The following is a 19,632-nucleotide window of genomic DNA, read 5'->3' as shown; positions in this document are numbered from 1 at the left end:
TCACCCGTTGCTCAACCCGCGCCATACGGCGTAAAACCCGCCGAGGCTCTAACTGCAGCCGGATGAAAATTCAGTGGCAGGTCACCGTCGCGCCTGTCTCCGATGAGGAATTGCGCGAGCTGCCGGTCGACCGCTTCCGGCCGCTCGATGATGAGGCCGAGCGCTGCCAGGTCCTCGGCGATCGATCTGTCAGACGAGAGATATCCGCCCCATGCCTCGGGCGCCGGATCGTGCAAGCGCACGATCAGTATTCTGGTCAGCGAAGGCTTTGGCTCCGGGCCGATGATGGCACCGCCACACATATAGCCGCCGAGCACGCTTCCCGGCTGCGACTGCGGGAACAGGCAGAAGAAGAAGTGGGCGTCGCCGTCGGTCTCCTTCAGATGCACATAGAGGCCGCGTTTTGCCAGCGAGACCTGCCCGCTGATCAGCAGTTGGCCGGTTGGCAATATCTCTCGATAGGAGGCGGTCAGGCCGTGCCCCTCCGGCCCGGCTTTTTATCGACAGACTGCCCCTGATCAGCTGGCCGTGATGATAGGGCGACAGAGCCTGCGAATAACACGCGTAGGCTCCGGCCAGGGCGGCGCCAACGCTTCGGTTCTCATGCGCGGAGGTCTTCGGTGGTCCACCGGCGCGGCGCTCCAGTTCGGCCATGCCGATGCCGTGGCGGGCGCAGATTGCCGCCGTAAAGGCTGGGAGGTCGCTCTCGGCAATCCAGGCGCCGGGCTGCTCCAGGCCAAGAAGCTTCGACCAGTCATCATAGACGCTGAGCTCGCGCGGCTGCGCGCGACCCTGCAACCATTTGTCAGCGCGCCCGAGATCGAACGCCGTTTTCGGGTTGATAGCCCGGAATGCCGCCGGAGCGCGTGGGAGCGGAATGTGCTGTGCTGCCAAATGGCGTCGCGAACGCGCGGCTCTGCCAATTCGAGCAGCACCGCAGTAACCCCGCCGATGAACAGCGCAATAGGATTCGGAAAATACGCCAGGACACCGAGTTGGGCGGTAACAGCGCCGGCTCGCCTTGCGGGATCAAGAAGTCCATCTGAGATCCGAGCCGCTGGCGCATGAACGAGTGCCCAAGAGTATCCACACGACGCTCAAGCGGGCGAGGCAGAGGAATGATGCCCGAGTTGCCAAACATGGTACGCCTCCAACTCCTGGGAACAAAAAGCGTTAGACCTGTGGCTAGCGGATGCAATATGCACGAACGTCTTTGGTCTTCCCGTCGTTCCAAATCCCAGTTCGAGGGCGGCGTCCTGTCCGACAAGCGGGCGCTGCGCACGAGCGGGCATCGGCTACCATGGGTCCTTTCATCCTGATGCGATTACGATTCGGTCGGGCGCGCCAATAGCTGCTCCCGTCACGAAGACTGCGGAGACACGGGGTGGGTATGAGCGTAGCGCGTATGCAGGACTGGACGCAGGATTGGCGTCGCGGAGGGCCGCTTTGCGCCTAACGACGGCCATAGGGGCGTCTTTTGCCTCCGCTCGGAAGCAGACGCCGGAGAACAACCAATAGTCAATACCGAAGCTGGAGCCTGAGCCAAAGAGATGCCCGAGGAGCGTACAGCAACTAAGACGCCTGCCAAATCGTCCCGTCGGGCTGCTATCGGTCCGATACCGTCGGCTAGCGCGCACCCTTTTTAGAGCTTGGATAGGTTTTGCCGATATCTATCGGTAAAAGGAGCCGGAAAGTCATGACCGAGATCTGGCACTCACTCCTCGCCAATCTTGCCCTCGTCTCCATCCTGGTCGTCGCTTGGGACCTTGTGGCGGATTTCACGGGGCGTCTCCCGCAGCGGGTACAGTCGCTGCTTCTCGGCTTGGTCATGTGCGCGGGCGCGATCATTTCCATGGCGACGGCTCTGTCCGTCTCCGGCTTCGTCGTCGATCTGCGGGCCGCTTTTGTCGGAGCCGCCGCGTTCTTCGGCGGGTGGCCGGCGTTGTTCATCGCCACCGCCGGCTCCATTGCCTATCGCCTCTATCTTGGCGGGCAGGGTGCCAGCGTCGGCATCGTGAGCATCCTGATCACCGCCGTCGTCGGTCTGGCATGGCACCACATCGTGGCGGCCCGGTCGCGCACCATGTTCGACATACTTGGCCTGGGCGTGTCGGTCGCGCTTGCCGGGCTGATCACCCTTCTGATCATCCCCCCGCAAGTCGTCGCCGGCTTTGTGCAGCAGAGCACGCTCCCGTCGCTGGTGTTCCGTTTCCTCAGCACCTTCATCATCGGCGTTCTGCTCGATCGCCAGCAGCGGCGGCGTGATCTCGCCATGTCCAACATGATCTACCGGGCCATGGTCCGCGAGCTGCCGGATAGCCTCAACATGAAGGATGTCGACGGCCGCTTCATCGCGGCCAATCCAGCCACCGCCGAACTGGTGCGCGCCGCCTCGGTCGAGGACCTTATCGGCAAGACGGATTTCGATTTCTACCCCAAGGACGTGGCCGAGCGCTTCAGGCAGGATGAAACGGGCGCGCTGGAGGCCGGGCAGACATTGCGCATCGACCAGCCCGCTCTCCTACCGGACGGCAGGCAGGGCTGGCTTTACACGCTGAAAACGCCTTTCCGCGACGAGGCCGGCAAGATCGCCGGCGTCATCACCTACAACCGCGACATCACCGAGCAGAAGCGCACCGCCCAGCTCAAGAACGATTTCATTTCCACGGTCAGCCACGAATTGCGGACCCCATTGACCTCCATCCGCGGCTCGCTTGGTCTGATCGCGGCCGGCGTGGCGGGCGAACTGCCGCCCAAGGCCGCCAATCTCGTCAACATCGCCCACACCAATAGCGAAAGGCTGGTTCTTCTCATCAACGACATCCTGGATATGGAGAAGATCGAATCAGGCGTGATCACCTTCAAGATCAAGCAGATGCCTGTCCGTCAGGTCCTGGAGCAGGCCATTGCCGCCAGTTCCAACTACATGGCCGACAGTCGGATCAGGATCGTTCTGGTCGACGATGCCCCGCGCGCCGAGGCCAACATCGATCCGGATCGCCTGCATCAGGTGATGGCGAACCTGCTGTCGAATGCGATCAAGTTCTCGCACACCGATGGCACCGTCACGGTGAAACTCCAGCGTCATGACCGCGACATGCTGCGCATCTCCGTGGTGGACCAGGGCGCCGGCATCCCCGAGGCGTTCCGCAGCCGCCTATTCGGCAAGTTCGAGCAGGCGGACGCCTCCAGCACGCGTAAGATAGGCGGCACCGGCCTGGGCTTGAGCATCGTCAAGGCTATCGCCGAAAAGCTGGGCGGCGCCGTTTCCTTCGAAACCGAGGAAGGCAAGGGAACAGCGTTTCACGTCGAGCTTCCCGAAGCGCACAGGCAGGCCGAGAAGCCGGTTTTGGTCGAGCGCCGGGCGCGCAAGCGCGATGGCCGCCTGCGTGTCCTCATCTGCGAGGACGAGCCCGACGTCGCTGCGGTGATCGCAGCACTTCTCGATGCTGAAGGCTTTTCCAGCGACGTCGCGCCCGATATCGACACCGCCAAGGCGCTCCTGAGCTCCCGCGACTACGTGGCGCTGACGCTCGACATCAAGCTAGCGGAGGAATCCGGCATCAAGCTCTTCTACGAGATCAGGGCATCACCGGCCAATTCCGACATTGCGGTCATCGTCATCTCCGCTGTCGCCGACGAGGCCAGGCGCTCGCTGAACGGCAGCGCCGTCGGCATCGTCGACTGGCTGGAGAAGCCGGTGGATTCGAAACGGCTTCACGCCGCTCTCGCCAAGATCGTCGGCCGCAGGATCGAGCCGAAGCCGCAGATTCTGCATGTCGAAGACGATGAGGGCGTGCTTGCGGTGATGTCGGAGGGGCTGGGTTCGAGCGTCTCGATCACATCCGCAAAGACGCTGCAGCAAGCCCGGCAGGCGGTCGCTCGCCATCGCTTCGACCTGGTCATCTTGGACATCGCACTTCCCGACGGATCTGGCCTCGACCTCCTCGTCGATCTGCCGCTCGAGACCGCGGTCATCGTGTTTTCGGCGGCGGAACTCGACCAGAAACTCGGCGACCGGGTGCAGGCGATCATGACCAAGACCAGGGCCTCCGAAATCGATGTCGCGAAGCTGGTCAGAAGCATGCTGATCGCTTCTCGCGACGGCAGCGCGCCGACCCCTGGCAAGGAGTGACGATGATGCCGGCAAGGATCCTGTATGTGGATGACGAGAACGATATCCGCGAAATCGCCCAGATGTCGCTCGAGCTCGATCCGGAATTCGAGGTGCGATCCTGCTCTTCGGGCATCGAGGCGCTAACCGATGCCGCCGATTGGCAGCCCGACCTCATCCTGCTCGATGTGATGATGCCGGATATGGATGGGCCTGAAACGCTGAGGCGCCTGGCCGATTCGCCGCTGACGGCCTCAATCCCCGTGGTGTTCATCACGGCGCGCACCCAGACGCATGAGGTGGAGCGCTATCTCGCCATGGGAGCCGTAGGGGTTATCGCCAAACCCTTCGATCCGCTGGCGCTTGCAGGTGAAGTGAGGAAGCTGCTCCCGCAGCGCGATGGCCCGGCCTAGACGCGCCAAGGGAAGGCGGCGGCAAGAAGCTGTCGGCAAGCGCGGTTTGCCGTTTGCGGCTCCTATACCATGGGCCGATATTCATCTAGTGATTGTATCGAAATGCAACCGTCGCGAATCAGCTTTATCTATGATCGCGCGGCGTTGGCGGGCGCGGGGAAAGCTGCGCGGAATTCTGGCATGGACCACTTTGGCGGATGTCGGTTCATGGGTTGATCACTCCGGGGGGCGACGGAACCGGAGCAGGACTGGTGGATGGAGCGAAAGCAAGAGTTCTGATCTGCGATGATGATCCCTTGTTGCTCGAGCTGATGGAATTCAGGTTGAGGGCGAAAGGATACGAGGTCATCAAGGCGGTGGACGGGGCCGAAGCGCTGGCGAAGGCGGAGCAGGACCGCCCCGACATCATTGTGCTCGACGCGATGATGCCCAAGGCCGACGGCCTGGAGGTACTGGCCCGCCTCAAAGCCGATCCGGCTCTGTCGGAAACTCCAGTGATCATGCTGACCGCCCGCAAGGCTGAAAGGGACATTGTCTCGGCCCTTGAGAAAGGAGCCGACGACTACCTGGTGAAGCCATTCATCCCCGAGGAGCTTCTGGCCCGGCTCGCGCGTCTGATCTCGCGCAAGAGCGGGAAACGCTGATGAGGCGCAGCCGGCGCGCAGCTCTGGCCGTATGCCTGATCCTGGCGATCGCCGCGCCTCCCGGCGCCGCGCTGGCGCAGACGGTCGACGAGCTCTACGCGTCCGGCGTCAAGGCCAGGCAAGCGCAGCATTTCGACGAGGCGGCGGACCTTTTCCGGCGCGCGCTGGCGCTCAAGCCCGACAATGCCGACGCCCTGGTGCAACTCGGCTTCGCCGAGCTCGGCCGCGACAATCTGCCGGCCGCCCGGCAGGCCTTTTCCAGGGCGCTGTCCCTTGCCGCGACCTATCGGGACGCCAGCTTCGGCATGGCCGAGGTCGAGTTCCGCTCCGGCAATCCGGATGCCGCGCTGCCGCTCGCCGAGAAGGTCGCGCAGGCCGATCCCGGCAATGCCGACGCCGCAGCGCTTGTCGAGAACATCCGCAAGGCGAAGCAGGCTGCCGGCAGTGAGGCGAAACGGGCTCCCGCGGTTCCGGCGCGGGCAAAGGAACCGGCCAGCCGGCGGCCCGATCCCTTCGCCGGCCTGATGGAGCAGGGCAGGCGCCTGCGGGCGGCGGGAAAGCTGCCCGAAGCGGAGACGGTCTATCGCCGGGCGCTGAGGCAGGCGCCGAAGAACACCGACATCCTGGTCGCCCTTGGCCTTGTCGTCGGCTCCAGCCGGCGCTTCGACGAGGCGGGGCATTTCTTCGACCGCGCGCTTGCAATCAAGCCCGGCCTTCTCGACGCGCGGCTTGGCAAGGTGCGCCTGGCGATCTGGCAGGGCGATGCGCCGCGCGCCCGGGCGCTGGTCGACGGCGTGCTTGCCTCGGCGCCGGACAATGTCGAGGGGCTCGACCTGGATGCGAGAATTGCTCTGCTCGAGGTCGACTACAGGCGCGCCAGGCAGTCGTTTCAGCGCGTGCTTGCGGCCGATCCGCGCAACGCCGACGCGCTGGTCGGGCTCGGCGATGTGCGCCGCGCCGAGGGTGACGACGACGCCGCGCGGGAAGCCTATCGCCAAGCGCTCGCCATCGAGCCAGGTTCTGCCGATGTCGAGCAAAGGCTGGCCGTGCCGCCGCCGCGCAAATGGCGACTCGACCTCGGCGGCGAGGTGAGCGATCTCACCGATGGTCTCGGCGACTGGACCGACAGTTCGGCCGGCCTTGCCTATCGGCTGTCGCCGCGCACGACGATTTCCGGCCGTGCGCGGCTGGCCACCCGCTTTGGCCACACCGACGTCCAGGTCGAGGGCCGCATCGATCAGGCCTTCTCGCCGGCATTCTCCGCCTATGCTTTGGCGGCGTCGACGCCGGAAGCCGACTTCCTGGCGCGCTATTCGATCGGCGCCGGCGCTTCGTGGCAGCTCGTGGCGCCGGCAAAGGCGTTCGGCCCGTTGTCTCTGAACATCGACGCCCGCTACGACAATTTCGCCAACACAAATGTCACCAGCATCTCGCCCTGGGTGCAAGGTTATGTCCTCGACGGCCGCCTTGGGCTTTCCGCCCGCTGGGTGCATGTGCAGGACGATGTCGGCACGCGCGCGAACGGCTATGTGCTTCGCGCCGACCTTGCGGTGACACAGCGCTTCAATTTGTTCGGCGGCTACGCGGACGCCCCCGAAATCTCCAACGGCACGCTGGTGCCGACGCGCACCGTCTTCGGCGGCATTTCCTGGGACGTCAGCGACCCGCTGACGCTGCGCGCCAGCATCGCGCATGAGCAACGCCCGACATTCGACCGAAGCATATTCGGGCTCGGACTGACCGCGCGGTTCTGACCATGTGGTACATCTGGGATCTATCCATATTGCTCACCGCTCTTTCCCTGGTAATCATGCTGTTCCTGATCGCGCGCCGCGTGCTGCAGGAGCGCTGGGGCAGGGCTGGGGCCGACCAGCGGCGCCAGCTTCTGACGGCGCTGATCGCCTTCACCGAAAACCGCGACCGCGAAGTCCTGAAGGCAGCGGTGCTCGTGGTCCCGGCGGGCGTGGCGATCAATGCCGGGTTCGAGTTCATTTCGCTGCTGCGCGGCGAGGAGCATGACGACGTCCTTTCCGCCTTCAACGAATGCGGCCTGCCGGCCCTTGTCGGCAGGCAGCTGGAAAAAGGCAACGTGGCCGATCGCATACACGCGGCCGAGATGCTGGCGGCGCTGCGTTCGGAAGGTGCGGTGGCAAGCCTGCTTTCGGCGCTCGACCACGACCGTTCGCGCGAGGTCAGGATCGCCGTCGCCATCGCGCTCTGCGATCTCGGCAGCCTGCCGCCGCTCGGCATTGCGCTGCGCAAGATCGGCGTGGCGGGGCAGCGCTCGCGGCGCCTGATCGAGCTTTTCAGGCGCTTTCCGCCGGCGCGCCTCCACCAGCTCGCGGACCATGCCGCGCGTGTTGACGCCGTGCCCTTCATTCGAGCGGCCGCGATCGACGCGCTTGCCCGCGCCGGCGGCTTTCGCTTCGCCGATTTCTTCGCCCGCCTGGCCGGCGACGCATCGCCCGAGATTGCCGCCGCGGCGCTGCGCGCGCTCGGCCTCACAGGACACGCCGACGCGCCGGCGATCCTGGCGACCGCAATGGCAAACGGCAACTGGGACGTGCGCAGCGCCGCCGCCGATGCCGCTGGCCGGCTCGGCCTGTCTGAACTCGCCCCGCCACTGGCCAGGCTGATGGACGATGAGGCGTGGAACGTGCGCTATGCCGCCGCCAATGCGCTGCGCTCCTTCGGCCAGCCGGGAGAGCGGCTGCTGCGCGACATTTCCGACAGCGAGGTCTCGCGCAGCCAGCGCACCGCCTCGCTCGTTCTTGCCGAGGGGCCGGCCTTATGATCGCCGACTGGAGCCACGAGATCGTTCTTGCCGCCACCATCCTGTCTTGGTTCATCATCGGGGCGGGGCTGGCGCAGACGATGATCTATTTCCTGCAGCTCGCCGTCGCAGGCTATGCGCTTTCCAAGCGCCCGCCGGTGGCGCGCTCGGCGCTGCTCTGGCACCGTTATGGCGACCTCGCGCCGCCGATCGCGCTGCTGGTGCCCGCCTATAACGAGGCGTTGAACGTGGTAGAGAGCGTCCATTCCATGCTCGCGCTCCAATATCCTAATTTCGAGGTGATCGTCATCAATGACGGCTCGAAGGACCAGACGCTGCAGCGCCTGATCGAGGCCTTCAGGCTGGTGAAGTTCCATCGGCCCTATGAGGAGGCGCTCGCGCACAAGCCGATCCGCGGCCTCTATTCCTCGCCGACGACCGAGCGGCTGTTCGTGGTCGACAAGGAGAATGGCGGCAAGGCCGACGCCCAGAACGCCGGCATCAATGTCTGCCGCGCGCCGCTCTTCTGCGCGATCGACGGCGACTCCATCCTCGAGCCCGATGCGCTGATGCGCGCCGCTCAGCCTTTCATCGACGACCCCGAGCGCACCATCGCCGTCGGCGGCACGATCCGAATCGCCAACGGCTCGAAAATCGAAGCGGGCAGGGTGCGCGAGATCCATCTGCCGCGCCGCCTGCTGCCGCTGCTCCAGGTGGTCGAATATCTGCGCGCCTTCCTCATGGCGCGGCTTGCCTGGAGCCGCATCAACACGCTGATGCTGGTCTCCGGCGCTTTCGGCGTGTTCCGCCGCGCAGAAGTGGTGGCGGTGGGCGGCTTCACCAGAGGTTCGATGGGCGAGGACCTGGACCTCGTCATCAAGCTGCACCGCCATATGCGCGACGCTAGGCGCAAATACCGCATTCAGTTCATTCCGGAACCGGTGTGCTGGACGGAGGCGCCGGAAACGCTGAGCGTTCTGGCACGGCAGAGGACGCGCTGGCAGCGCGGCGCGCTCGAATGCTTCTTCCGCCACCGCGCCATGCTCTTCAATCCGCGCTATGGCCGCGTCGGCTTCCTCGGCTTCGGCCACATCTTGATTGCCGACGTGCTGGGGCCCGTGGCGGAGGTGCTGGGCTACATCCTGATCCCGGCCTTCTGGCTGCTCGGCATCCTGTCGGCCGAATATCTTTTGGCCTTCACCTCGCTCATCTTCACCTATGGCGTTTGCGTCAGCGTATGCTCCCTCATCCTCGAAGAGGCCGAGCTCCAGCGCTTCCCGCGCGCCCGGGACCTGGCCGTGCTGACGGCGGTCGCCGTGATCGAGAATTTTGGCTATCGCCAGCTCAACAATTTCTGGCGCCTGAGGGGCTGGTGGCAATTCTTGCGGGCAGACCAGAACTGGGGCGAGATGACCAGGACCGGCCTTTCCGGCGCCAAGAAATAGGCATGGCCGGACGCATCATTGCAGCGTCCGCTCGATCTCCGCAATTAGGGCATGGAGCGCGGCTTCGGCCGCCCCTTCATCCCCATTCTCGATCAGCAGCGTCTCCAGCGCGGACGCCCGCGCGCTGATCTCCCCAAACCCGAACGTACCCGCCGCCCCCGCCAGCGAGTGGGCGATACTAACCATTGCATCGCGGGTGGGGGGGGCATCGCCTTGACGTGCAATGGCCTTCAGCTCCGCGAGCTGATCGGCGCATCGGACAAGGAAACGCTGCCGGAGAGGGGCGAAAGGATCGTTTGAAATGAGGTGGCGCTCCTCCTGGATCGTTTCGGCGGGTATTCAAGCAGAAAGCGGCTTGGGTCGAAACGGACTGCTTGTCGCGCATGATCTCCAGGGCAACGGCCTTCTCATACACCATCAACCACGACGGGATCTCGTCCCTCCGACTTAGCACGGAATAGTGCCAGGCCGGCGGCTTTGACGAGATCATTCAGGCTCTCGTTCTCGTTGGGTACCGTTGTAGCGACGCCAACGCTGGTCACTCTGCCGCAATCGTGCGGAATGTTCAGATCTCGCACGCTTTGGACGAGCCGGAAGGCTATTTCGTTCGCATGTTCCATTGAAGCGTCAACCAACACGATCACAAACTCTTCGCCCCCATATCGTGCAGCCAGGTCGTTGGAGCGACCAGCGCCAGTTTGGATTGCGCGGGCAATTTGTTTGAGCACCTCGGCTAGCCGGCTGTAGCCGACCACATCCGAGACCAGGATCGCTGCTATTTTGCGGGTCGCACTCATCTCGTGCTCCCTCCATCCAGCCATCCAGTCTGGCACTACTGCCGACCAGGCGCGCTGTCTCACTGCTTCGAAGTCGCATAAAAGGCAGTGCGGAATGCACAAAGCAGCAGGAGAAGGGGGCTCCGTTCATAACGCGTAGGCCCCGCTAACACCGGCTGAGTCCGCAATTCAGCCAATCCGGCCGTTTCTGCCAAGCCAGCGCAGGCACCTTGCGGTTCGTTTCGCGCCGGTTATAAGGCCGGCGCCCTCGCCGGCTTCGTAGGGCACTTGGTGACGGGAGGTAGGTTGCCAGCCGCGTAAGCCTATACCAGTTCTTCCCGGGCCTTCTCGACGGCAGCTTGCGGCGTGTACATGTCGATCAACGCAGGGGTGCCCGACATGGTCGCTGGTAGCCTTCCGCTCGCAAGGCGACAGTGTATGGCCGCCGGCGCGTTCAGATAAGCCGCAGCCGCCGCTTTCGTCCTGTGTGGCCTCTTGCCGCCGCGTGGCTTGTTGGTGACATACGCGGGCCGCTGCTCGTACCAGCAGCGTCGGTGTAGGTAACAAGCATGCCGCCTTCGGCCTTCTTGCGAGCGCCGGGCTTTGTGTAGAAGTGCATGCCAGCAATTTCGGCCACATGGCCATCAAAGTCCGGTCTCATGCTACGCCCTTCAGGAGGCGACAACATTCCGCAAGCACAGCACATCACCCAGCCTAGCGGCTCGCTCCATCCCGTGCGCGGCCCTTCAATCCAGCCCAACGCCCCGGCATATGTCACGCTCTGACGGCCGTATCTGATGCAGAACCTCCGGCCACACTTCGTCGAGCCCATCCTATGCCGGCTCCACCATAGTTTCAGACGTCACCTCGTCGCCTGGCACGTCATGCGTCTCGGCGTCGTCGGGATTGGCGTCTCGCGGGTTAAGATAACCCTGCGCGCCTTCCGTACGCGTTTGGCCGGTGGTGTCGGGGATCTCTTGCAGCACGGCAAGCGCTGCGGCTGGATCTTCTTTGGCCGGCCAGTGCACCGCACGCATGCCGCCGCGGAAACGAGTGTTGTCATTGTCGGCACGGAGGGCGCCGGTGAATTCCCCAGGTTTGAATTCCGGCTGCCAGGCCGGGTAGTCCCATGATGCGATGCGCGGAGCGGGTAAAGAATAAATCCGAAGGAGGCGGGCGAGCACCCCTATGCCACCTTTCTTTCTCGCCATCTCGCTCGTTATTAATCTTGCCCTTTCGTAGGAGGGCTGTGTGGTGTTGGAAACAGGTGAGCAGCAATATTATCGGCAGCTTGGCGGCATGAAGAAATCTTAAAAAATGCACTCCGAGATACGTTTCTGGATGTGAAGCTAACGACAATCTTCAATTTGATTCGTATAGAATCGCGTGTTGTGAACGCGTAGTTGAGGAGCCCCCGAAATGAACGCAAAGCTCAAAAGCGAAGCCCGTCGCAAGGTAATTCTTCATGGACACCTTAATAACAACCGTTGAAAGATATTGCGACCAAGATCGGATGCTCACTGGCGAGTTTAAGAGTCAGCGCCAGTAAACTCAGTTGCACTCGAACCCCGACGGAGGCGGCGGAATTTCGGCGTGGCTTTCATATGCCGGAACACAAACGGGAAGAAATCTCGCGATTGCGGCGCAAATTCTGGGAATCTTAACAGTGTAATCATCAGATGTCGAGTTAGGTTATTACGGACGGATACTATCACTTGAAGACTTTCTGCAGATCACGAGTAGCTTTATTGGGTAGGGGTAGAAAATGACTCTGATCGATAGACATAGTGATCCTGTTTCGGGTAGCCGATACATTGCGACAACGACCAAGTATAACCATGAGGCGCATACGACGCGGCCCTCTTGTATTTTTCCTCCAGATCGTGCATCGGGCGCAGGGGTCGGGGAGCCAAGAGCACGCAGCCTGGAATCCATAACCGGCATGCTTGATCGCATCGGCTGCGGCTATCTCGTGCTGAACCGCGAGAGGAAAGTGCTCGAATGGAACGCAGCCGCTCAAACCACGCTGGAGCGCCAGGGAGAAGTGGCCGATACGGCCAGCGGTCTTTCCGTGGCTTTGAGGCGGCTGCTCGCGAATGTTCCGGCCCATTTCCTGCCGGGCTCATTATCGTGGGTGGTGATCCGCAGCAACGGCGACAGGCCGGTGATATTGAACGAGAACGGGTTTATCGCTCCTGACGGAACGAGCATTGTGGCGTTACTGGATCGCGAGAACAGGTCGGGGCCAAATCCTCAGACACTGCAAAAGATGTTTGGTTTGACGAGCGCGGAAACGCACTTGGCGTTGCGCTTGGCTCAGGGCGACGCGCCGCTGGAGATCGCCCGCAGTTGGCGCCTCAGCCGCACCACGATCCGCTCCCAGCTTGCCTCGCTGTTCGCCAAGACCGAAACGAAACGTCAGGCCGAACTGGTGGCTCTTCTTGGGCGCATTTCAGTCTTGCCATAAGGGCCGTCGTTTGGATCCATCTCAGCAGACAGCCAATCCCGAAACGCTTTGATTTTCCGCTGGGCGATGGCGCGGGGCGGGCAGAGGAGCATGAATCTCGAAAAGAGAGTCACTCGCACGCACCAAAGCCGCAATGGCGTCTACGGACAAGCACACAGGCAGGAGGTTGATAGCTACTGCTGTGCTTGGGGTCGCCTACTTCGTAGCCTATCCATATTCCCCTGGTTTGATGCGCCTCATCGGCATCGCGTTTGTAATTTGCGCCTTCTACCGCACGCAGAACCCTTAGATATCCGGCCTGTGGTTGCCCTATTATGCCCCCGGTCGCTTGTTCTTGACGTAGCCCAAAGCCTCGACGTGCGTCCCGTCGACATCTGTGACGAGCACAAGTTTCGGCGAGAATGCGCTGGTGCCGTCGGTGCCGACGACCTTGACTATCCGTCCGCTTTCCGGGTGGAGGCATCGAATTGGGTGGTTAGGGCGATCATGTCGTTTTCTATTTTCTCTGCTCAGATTGAACCGCCGGTTGTCACGTTGTGATTATGCTTTTGCCTGCCTTTCTGTGCCCCTCATAATGGGCAAAGAACCGGATTCAGAAGCATGCTCACAACGTAACAACGAGAGAGAATATATCTTCCACATGGCCATCAGCTCTTCTGGAAACGGCTTCATGAGATGTTCCGGGTCGGGGTCGTCAGCCAGGTCATGTAGTCTTCGGGCGTCAGAATCATCGGCATACGGTTGTGGATCGTCGCCATGAGCGGATTCGGCTCACAGGTCAGCAGCGTGAAGGTGCGGATGTTGTCGCCGCTAGCGGGGTCGCGCCTCCCAGAGCGCCGCCAAGGGCGAACGGCTCGCCCGACTTCATCGCAATGGCATAGGGCTGTTTGTTCTTGCCGGTGCCGAAGATGTCCTTCCATTCAAAGAAGCCGTCGATCGGCATCAGCGCGGCGTGACTGATAGGCGGCTTTGAACATGCCGCGCTGCGCTTCGAGCCATGATAAACGTGGTCTGGATGGGCAGCCACAAGCATCAGAAGGGAGAAGCGCAGCGACGCATCATGTGGGATTGGATGTGTCAGTGAAAGAGACCGCCATTTGCATTGGACGAAACAGGCCAGATTTGCCGCCAGATTTGCCGCGAGATAAAGATGGCGAACCATCCGGAGGATCTGGCACGGGTGCTCAAGGAGCCCAGCTGGTGGGTTGAGCGGGTTGGGCTTGAAGCCGGGCCTTGTCGCAGTGGTTGTTCGAAGGCCGGCCAGGGCCGGCCTGCCGGTGATCTGCATCGAGACCCGCCACACCAAGGCATTTCCTTAAGGCCCAGGTGAACAAACCGACCGCAATGATGCCCGCGGCATTGCGCAGATGCGCAGATGATGCGAGTCAACCTGTTTCGCCCGGTGCATGTGAAAACCCTGACGAGCCAGAAGCGCCGGGCGCTGCTGACCGCCCGCAAGCTCTTGCAGGAAAAGGCCATTGCCGTTGAGAACGATCCCCGCGGCTTGCTACCGAACTTCGGAGCGGCTGCATCTCGCGTTCGAAGCCGCGCGGCTTGCATTCGGCGTACGGACACGCACATCGCGGATTCCTGCCTACATGCGTGAGCCGGTCGCGGGGCTGCTCGACAAGGGCTTTGCGAGGACGCTCGCGAAGTTGCTTGATCCCGGCAAGCGCGTGCCACTGCCGAAGTCGCCCTCGCCGTCGAGCGACACGATCTATCTCACGGTCGTGGACCGCGACTGCACGACGCCACACTTCTGACTGCGCAGCGACGGCTGATCGGCACAGGCGGCCCGACATCCCCCCAACCCGGACGCCTGCCGCCTGTGCCAGCCCCCAAGCCATTGCGAGCATCTGCGCACGTGGCCAAATTGTCGTTAGCCTCGCATCCGAATACTTATCCGGGCGTACATATCTCGCTCTTGCAGCGCTCTTGCACGCCGTCCTTTGGCTAATTTCGGACGACCTTCGTCAGTCCATCAAAAGCACCACAGCGGGGTGCAGCTTCTTCAGATTCGGCAATGATTTCGATTGCCAGGGTATGTCTGGCGTTCCACGCACGACGAGTCGAACATCGGGATGCTTGCGCACCTCGATGGTAAATTTCGCGAGCAGGTTGATGCCGGAAGAGTTTAGAAAGTGAAGATCCTTAAGATTGAGCGTAATGGAAGCGGGATTACAGGCAAGAACACTGGTCGCCAACGCCGAGATAGGCGCACCGGCCTCGGAACTGGCAAGCCGCATTGCACCGTCGAAGAAAATTTCGCTTCCTTCAGTCCACACACGGTAGTCGTCTGTCTTGATTTCCATAGCCGGGCTTCGTTTCTTCTAGTTGTGAATTTGCGAGATCGGAATAGAGGCATATGTCTCCACGCAAAGCCGATCGCTTTCGTCGGCGGCGCTGAATATCCAAGCCAGGCGTGCGCCGTAGTCGCTCATCAACGTCAGCAATCCAAGTCCGGAGCCTGCCATGTCGGGGTTGGCGGCATTCTCTTCAATTCGCTGTATCAGCAGGTCCACGGGGTCGCCAACCGTGAGATCTGCCAGGAGACTTTGGAACTTAGAGGCATCTTCACCATCGACGTCGTTCGACACCTTGAGCTTGAAGCACTCCGAATCCATCGACGCCTCGATCAAGATCTCACCTGGTGCGCGAAACTTGACCGCATTTTCGATGAGTTCGTTGACCAGATATCCGATACTATGCCGCACTTCCATGTAGTCATTGCGGGACGACCGGAAGCGCAACGCGAAAAGATCGGCGATGAAGTCCGAGGTCGTGGCACAATGACGCCAACTCAAGTCGAGAGGTCCGTCGAACAGCCGCACGCGACTGACGCTCTCCTTCATCCCGATTGCAACGTCAGGGGTCCCGAACAGCGTTGTCATGGCTATGTGTGCCTTATGATCACGAGGGTGATGTCGTCGTGGATCTTCTGGATCCCGATATGGGCCATGAGATCCTCGATGATCCCGGTTTTGATTTCCTCGGCGCTCCCGCCTTGACGTTTTCGTGCGCTCTGGCAGAGGCGCTCGAACCCGAACAGCCTTCTGTCTTGGTCTTCCGCCTCGGTCACACCGTCGGTGTGCAGCACGATCACGTCGCCACTGCCGAACGGGATGTCGCGCGTGGCAATGAACTTCGAGATGTCATTCTCCAGGCCAACCGGCAGACCCAAATCCATCGTGTCGATGCGTTCGACGTCCCCGTCCGCACGCACGACGAGAACGTCCTCATGCTGGCCGGATAGCGTTACCCGCTCATCCTCGAAGTCAAGGAAGGCCAGCGAGAGATGCTTGCCGGTGTTCGTCCGCTCGATGTTCTTGTAGATCGCTCTGTTCAGCCGATCCAGAAACTGATGCGGATCCCCCTCATTGGTCTCCTGCAGCGCGCGTGCAACGGATTGGACCATGAGCATCAGCACGCCGCTCTCGAGACCATGACCGGTCACGTCGCCGATGCCAATCTTGACCCGTGACCCGTTCTGCAGGACGTCATAATAGTCACCGCCGACCTCGTCGGCCGGCCGCATGTAGGCCGCGATCTCCAGCCCCGGAATCGCTTCGAGTTCGAATTGTTTCGGCAGGACCATCATCTGGATCTGTCTGGCGACCGCGAGTTCAGCACCAAGGCGAACGTTTTCGTCCTGCAGCTTTTCGTTGAGTGCGGAAATCTCCTGATTTGCGTCCCCAAGTTCCCTTGTTCGTTCGTCGACGAGTTGCTCGAGGTTTTCCGTGTGAAAGCTGATCTGCTCAGCCATGCGGTTGAAAGCGACCCCTGCCGCTCCAACTTCGTCGCGCGTTGGGATGCTCACTCGGACTGAATAGTCTTTGGACTGGAGCCGCTGGGCGGCGCTGGCAAGCGCCCTGAGGCCCGCGGTGATCCGCTTCGAAATTCCGAGCACGGCGGCAAAAACGATCAGAAGCGAAACGACGATCGCGGCGATCTGAAAGAGCAGGATACGGTTGGTTGCACGGGAAATACTCTTCTGCGCGGCGAACAGGGATGCATAGATCTCCCGTTCGGGAACGACGATCCCGACCGACATCATTTCGGACTTGATCGGTCCCGAACTCCACAGATTGGTCGGCTTTAATCTTTTGAGGACAACAATGTAGGGTACGCGTTCGCCCTTGTCGGCGAGCATGACATGCTGAATGACACCGTCATTGTTCTGGTCGAGAGGCAGCGACGCGATAGCCGGCTGCGTACTTCCCCGCAGGGACCTCTCCAGGCCGGTGACGCCCTGGGTGCCCGCATCGCTCGATGAAGTCAGGCCGATGATTGCCTGGCCTGAGGGATTGATCGCCACGACGTTGCCAGTCGACATTGTGAGAAAGCCGAACCCGGTCTCAGCGATCTTCACACGTTCGACGACTTCCGCGAGTTGATCGAGAGTGATGTCTGCTCCCGCCGTACCAGCGATACCGGTGCGATCGCGCGTCCACAGCGGGTGGAAAAAGCTGACGATTAGCTTTCCCGTGATCGCATCGGTGTAAGGCGCTGTCTGGGTGATATCGTCAGAGACCGGACGTGAGGCTGGATCCCTGGCCCATTGCTGCCATGACCCATAGATTCCCGGAAAGAAAAACTCCCAGAACTCTGCCTTGTTGTGGCCTGGGTAGAGCCGGTCGAAGGTCTGTGCCTGGTCCGTATACGGCACCGTCCTGAAAATCGGCCGTTCCTTTGGACCAATATAATACATTTGCAGCTTGGACGACCCGCTGGCCATGAGCGTCGGCGCAACGAGGTCCAGCACGGTGCTGTCTTCTATTTCCTGCTGAACGCTTGGCAGCGGACTGTGGTCGGCGCCCAGCAGGTAGCCCCAGACGCTGACCACGGAAGGCGCTCCCGGCAGGTTCTGCGCCCAATCGCCCCGCGAGTCGTAGACGACCTTCACGGAGCCCGGCGCCTCCTGCGAAAGCGTGGCTCCGACCTGTTGTTGCCTGCTTGGATCGTCGATCTGGGCCTGCAGCACGCCGGCCAACGCCTTGACGTCCCCATGGACTCGATCGAGCAGCAGGTCGACGCTTAACGCTGTCGATTCGGCATAGGAACGAATGTATTCCTGGTTTGCGATCGTCAGGCCCTCACCGACTTCGGATGTTGCGTCGCGCGACAGCTTTTGAACATTCCAAAGCGCCAGGCCACCGCTCAAAAGGAGGTCGAACAATACCGCGCCGCCAACGACCAATACGAATTTCGCTCGAAAGGAGCGCAGGCCGAATCGCGGTGTGGGCTCATCGTTGGCTTTCATTGCGGCCGTCGCCCCGATGCGACCCAGATCGGCCAACCCGCATAACCCTTGGGGTGGAGCGCAGCGAAAATATGATCCTCGAAGCCCTGCCGGAAGCGTGCGACGAACTCCGGTCCATCGCCGCGTCTGGTCGCCATCTCGCCCGCATAGACGTCCGCCCAGGCCGCAATGACATCGGCGAAGTCCTGCGGATCCCCGTCCAGGTTAGTGACCATGAAGGTCTCCACACGGATGTCTTCGAATCCGGCTTCGATCAGGTATCGCCGGCTCTTGGGCCCAAGCTCGACATCCATCTCGAAATGCCCGAACAGCTTCGCCACCTCGTTGTAGGTCCAACGAATGCTTTCGGCGCGCGGCTCGCCGAGGCAATGCGAATTCTTCTCGTTGGTGATATAGACCCGCCCGCCTGGCTTGCAGATGCGGTAGAGCTCCTTGAGGATGAGTTCAGGTCGATTGAAGATTTGAAGGGAATGTCGGCAGGTGACCAAGTCGAACTGCGCTTGGTCGAGCAGCATCTCCGACGCATCGCCATAAGTATATTCGATGCCCCGGATGTCGAATTCCCGCATCACTTGTCGAGCATAGTTCAGGCTTGATCTGGAGTGGTCGAGGGCGACGATCCGCGATGGCTGGAACTCCTTCTGCGCGAGCACGGCGAAATCACCGATCCCGCAACAGACATCGGCCATGACGATCCCGGGGCTCATGCCGTGTCGCGGCAAGATTGTGCGCTCGTGGCGCCAAGTCATCTTTGTCTGAGTGCGCAGGATGGGTACGAACCCGCCTTCTTCAAGAAAACCCTGCCCCGGATAAAATTCAGTGTCATACTCCTCGACGGTGATGTTCGGTTCAATTCCGCTCAGGCGACCGAATTTTCGCGAGGTCCATCCGACGACGCTTGACGTGATGACGACGAATTTGAGATCGGGTCGAGCGCGACAAGCGTCGATGATGATCCTCGAAAAGGTGTGAAACGCCGCGTTGTTCATCTGCGTCAGGCGCCTGACATTGACGTAGAGAACGCCGCGCACACGGCCGATCGCATCGCGAAGTAATGCTATGCTGGGCCCAAGCTCATCGATCGCCTGAGGCCGGACCACTCCCGATATGGAGAACTCCTGGTTGTTCGCGTCGTATTGCGCCTTGAAGCGCGGGAGAAGGTCGTAAGGGCTCAATTTTGCAGGCCCTCGAGCGGAAGATCCACGACAAGCTTGATTGCATCGCCGTCCGCGTCCTCGATCCAGAGTGTCGCGTTGTAGTCGACAGCCAGTTCCAGGAGTATGACCTCGCGGCTCGGCGCGAGATCCCCGGACACCGAATTGAGGTATCGCTCTCTGGCCTCTATTCCTGCAAGTTGCGACACGGCTTCTTCGTAGAATTGGCGCTCCTCCGGCACGCAAGGAAATGTCAACTCGATCCTATCCGTCGCGCCATGGCGAGACACCCTGCATGCCAGTTCGCCGTCGGCATGGCGAGTACGAAAGGCGACTTCCAGCAATTCGTTGAAGGCGGAGGAAAAGAGATTTGAATGGTGGACCGAGTCTGACCTGTTTTGACTGATCATCCGGGCCACGTATGTCGAGACATAATCGCAATGCTTCCAAGCGGAGACAAAAGCTTTGATTTCCATCTCGATCTGGATCATCGGCTCAAAAGTCGGCTCGCCAGCCAGGTCATGATGAATAGGTCCCATCGGCATCTCACTTGTTCCATCAGTATTGAGCTCTCGCGGGGTGATGG

At 61.5% G+C, this 19,632-nt stretch carries 18 protein-coding genes and 2 pseudogenes; 9 read left to right on the top strand and 11 right to left on the bottom strand.

Going from position 1 to position 19,632, the window contains the following annotated elements; genetic code table 11:
* Positions 1-11: 11 nt before the first annotated feature.
* Positions 12-449 (bottom strand): hypothetical protein, encoded by a 438-nt coding sequence (locus tag NKI24_RS31820; RefSeq protein WP_352750328.1) that lies wholly within the window; start codon positions 447-449, stop codon positions 12-14.
* A gap of 69 nt (positions 450-518) precedes the next feature.
* Positions 519-935, bottom strand: coding sequence for a hypothetical protein (locus tag NKI24_RS31815; protein ID WP_352450358.1), 417 nt, complete (start codon positions 933-935; stop codon positions 519-521).
* A 761-nt stretch (positions 936-1,696) separates the two neighbouring features.
* Between NKI24_RS31815 and NKI24_RS31810 the strand changes: the two genes are divergently transcribed.
* The 6 genes from NKI24_RS31810 (at position 1,697) to NKI24_RS31785 (ending at position 9,389) form a co-directional block, all read left to right on the top strand.
* Positions 1,697-4,135 carry a hybrid sensor histidine kinase/response regulator gene (locus NKI24_RS31810; protein WP_352450359.1) on the top strand — a complete coding sequence of 813 codons (2,439 nt, stop codon included), beginning with the start codon at positions 1,697-1,699 and terminating at the stop codon, positions 4,133-4,135.
* Positions 4,136-4,140: 5 nt separating this feature from the next.
* Complete coding sequence (locus NKI24_RS31805) at positions 4,141-4,527, top strand: response regulator (RefSeq protein ID WP_352450414.1); 387 nt, start codon at positions 4,141-4,143, stop codon at positions 4,525-4,527.
* Between the two features lie 251 nt (positions 4,528-4,778).
* Positions 4,779-5,171, top strand: a complete 393-nt coding sequence (locus NKI24_RS31800; RefSeq protein ID WP_352450360.1) for a response regulator transcription factor — start codon at positions 4,779-4,781, stop codon at positions 5,169-5,171.
* Positions 5,171-6,925 (top strand): YaiO family outer membrane beta-barrel protein, encoded by a 1,755-nt coding sequence (locus tag NKI24_RS31795; protein ID WP_352450361.1) that lies wholly within the window; start codon positions 5,171-5,173, stop codon positions 6,923-6,925. The genes NKI24_RS31800 and NKI24_RS31795 overlap by 1 nt, the downstream gene beginning before the upstream one ends.
* A 2-nt stretch (positions 6,926-6,927) precedes the next feature.
* Positions 6,928-7,965 carry a HEAT repeat domain-containing protein gene (locus tag NKI24_RS31790; protein ID WP_352450362.1) on the top strand — a complete coding sequence of 346 codons (1,038 nt, stop codon included), beginning with the start codon at positions 6,928-6,930 and terminating at the stop codon, positions 7,963-7,965.
* Positions 7,962-9,389: a glycosyltransferase family 2 protein gene (locus tag NKI24_RS31785; protein ID WP_352450363.1), complete on the top strand. Its 1,428-nt coding sequence runs from the start codon at positions 7,962-7,964 to the stop codon at positions 9,387-9,389. Before NKI24_RS31790 ends, NKI24_RS31785 begins: the two co-directional genes overlap by 4 nt.
* Before the next feature lie 15 nt (positions 9,390-9,404).
* On the opposite strand, the gene NKI24_RS31780 is transcribed toward NKI24_RS31785, so the two are convergent.
* The 3 genes from NKI24_RS31780 to NKI24_RS31770 all read right to left on the bottom strand — a co-directional run bounded on the left by NKI24_RS31780 (position 9,405) and on the right by NKI24_RS31770 (position 11,376).
* The gene (locus tag NKI24_RS31780) at positions 9,405-9,614 is read right to left on the bottom strand and encodes an Hpt domain-containing protein (RefSeq protein WP_352750330.1); all 210 of its coding nucleotides are present in this window, start codon (positions 9,612-9,614) and stop codon (positions 9,405-9,407) included.
* Positions 9,615-9,796: 182 nt separating this feature from the next.
* Positions 9,797-10,186, bottom strand: coding sequence for a diguanylate cyclase (locus NKI24_RS31775; RefSeq protein ID WP_352450364.1), 390 nt, complete (start codon positions 10,184-10,186; stop codon positions 9,797-9,799).
* 812 nt (positions 10,187-10,998) lie between these two features.
* The gene (locus NKI24_RS31770) at positions 10,999-11,376 is read right to left on the bottom strand and encodes a hypothetical protein (RefSeq protein WP_352450365.1); all 378 of its coding nucleotides are present in this window, start codon (positions 11,374-11,376) and stop codon (positions 10,999-11,001) included.
* A gap of 731 nt (positions 11,377-12,107) precedes the next feature.
* On the opposite strand from NKI24_RS31770, the gene NKI24_RS31765 reads away from it, so the two are divergent.
* Positions 12,108-12,632, top strand: a complete 525-nt coding sequence (locus NKI24_RS31765) for a helix-turn-helix transcriptional regulator (protein ID WP_352450366.1) — start codon at positions 12,108-12,110, stop codon at positions 12,630-12,632.
* Between the two features lie 540 nt (positions 12,633-13,172).
* Here NKI24_RS31765 and NKI24_RS31760 read toward each other — a convergent pair.
* Positions 13,173-13,612, bottom strand: a pseudogene (locus NKI24_RS31760) (SOS response-associated peptidase); the annotation flags it as partial.
* A gap of 31 nt (positions 13,613-13,643) precedes the next feature.
* Here NKI24_RS31760 and NKI24_RS31755 point away from each other — a divergent pair.
* Together NKI24_RS31755 and NKI24_RS36060 are read left to right on the top strand one after the other, a co-directional pair.
* Positions 13,644-14,154: pseudogene (locus tag NKI24_RS31755) on the top strand (IS110 family transposase); the annotation flags it as partial.
* A gap of 76 nt (positions 14,155-14,230) precedes the next feature.
* Positions 14,231-14,395 (top strand): hypothetical protein, encoded by a 165-nt coding sequence (locus tag NKI24_RS36060; RefSeq protein WP_502896535.1) that lies wholly within the window; start codon positions 14,231-14,233, stop codon positions 14,393-14,395.
* A gap of 210 nt (positions 14,396-14,605) precedes the next feature.
* Here the strand turns inward: NKI24_RS36060 and NKI24_RS31745 are convergent, their stop codons facing one another.
* The 5 genes from NKI24_RS31745 to NKI24_RS31725 are packed head-to-tail and all read right to left on the bottom strand — an operon-like array spanning position 14,606 to position 19,585.
* Positions 14,606-14,944 carry a slr1659 superfamily regulator gene (locus tag NKI24_RS31745; RefSeq protein WP_352450368.1) on the bottom strand — a complete coding sequence of 113 codons (339 nt, stop codon included), beginning with the start codon at positions 14,942-14,944 and terminating at the stop codon, positions 14,606-14,608.
* 18 nt (positions 14,945-14,962) lie between these two features.
* Positions 14,963-15,523 carry a slr1658 superfamily regulator gene (locus tag NKI24_RS31740; protein WP_352450369.1) on the bottom strand — a complete coding sequence of 187 codons (561 nt, stop codon included), beginning with the start codon at positions 15,521-15,523 and terminating at the stop codon, positions 14,963-14,965.
* A gap of 2 nt (positions 15,524-15,525) precedes the next feature.
* Positions 15,526-17,892: a SpoIIE family protein phosphatase gene (locus tag NKI24_RS31735; protein WP_352450370.1), complete on the bottom strand. Its 2,367-nt coding sequence runs from the start codon at positions 17,890-17,892 to the stop codon at positions 15,526-15,528.
* Complete coding sequence (locus NKI24_RS31730; RefSeq protein ID WP_352450371.1) at positions 17,889-19,067, bottom strand: methyltransferase domain-containing protein; 1,179 nt, start codon at positions 19,065-19,067, stop codon at positions 17,889-17,891. The genes NKI24_RS31735 and NKI24_RS31730 overlap by 4 nt, the downstream gene beginning before the upstream one ends.
* Positions 19,064-19,585: a ubiquinone biosynthesis methyltransferase UbiE gene (locus NKI24_RS31725; RefSeq protein ID WP_502901503.1), complete on the bottom strand. Its 522-nt coding sequence runs from the start codon at positions 19,583-19,585 to the stop codon at positions 19,064-19,066. The genes NKI24_RS31730 and NKI24_RS31725 overlap by 4 nt, the downstream gene beginning before the upstream one ends.
* Positions 19,586-19,632: the final 47 nt, after the last annotated feature.

This window comes from Mesorhizobium sp. M0701, from assembly GCF_040320365.1.
Lineage (GTDB): Bacteria > Pseudomonadota > Alphaproteobacteria > Rhizobiales > Rhizobiaceae > Mesorhizobium.
The sequence above is the reverse complement of the archived record's forward strand: the minus strand, read 5'-3'. Positions and strand labels throughout refer to the sequence as shown.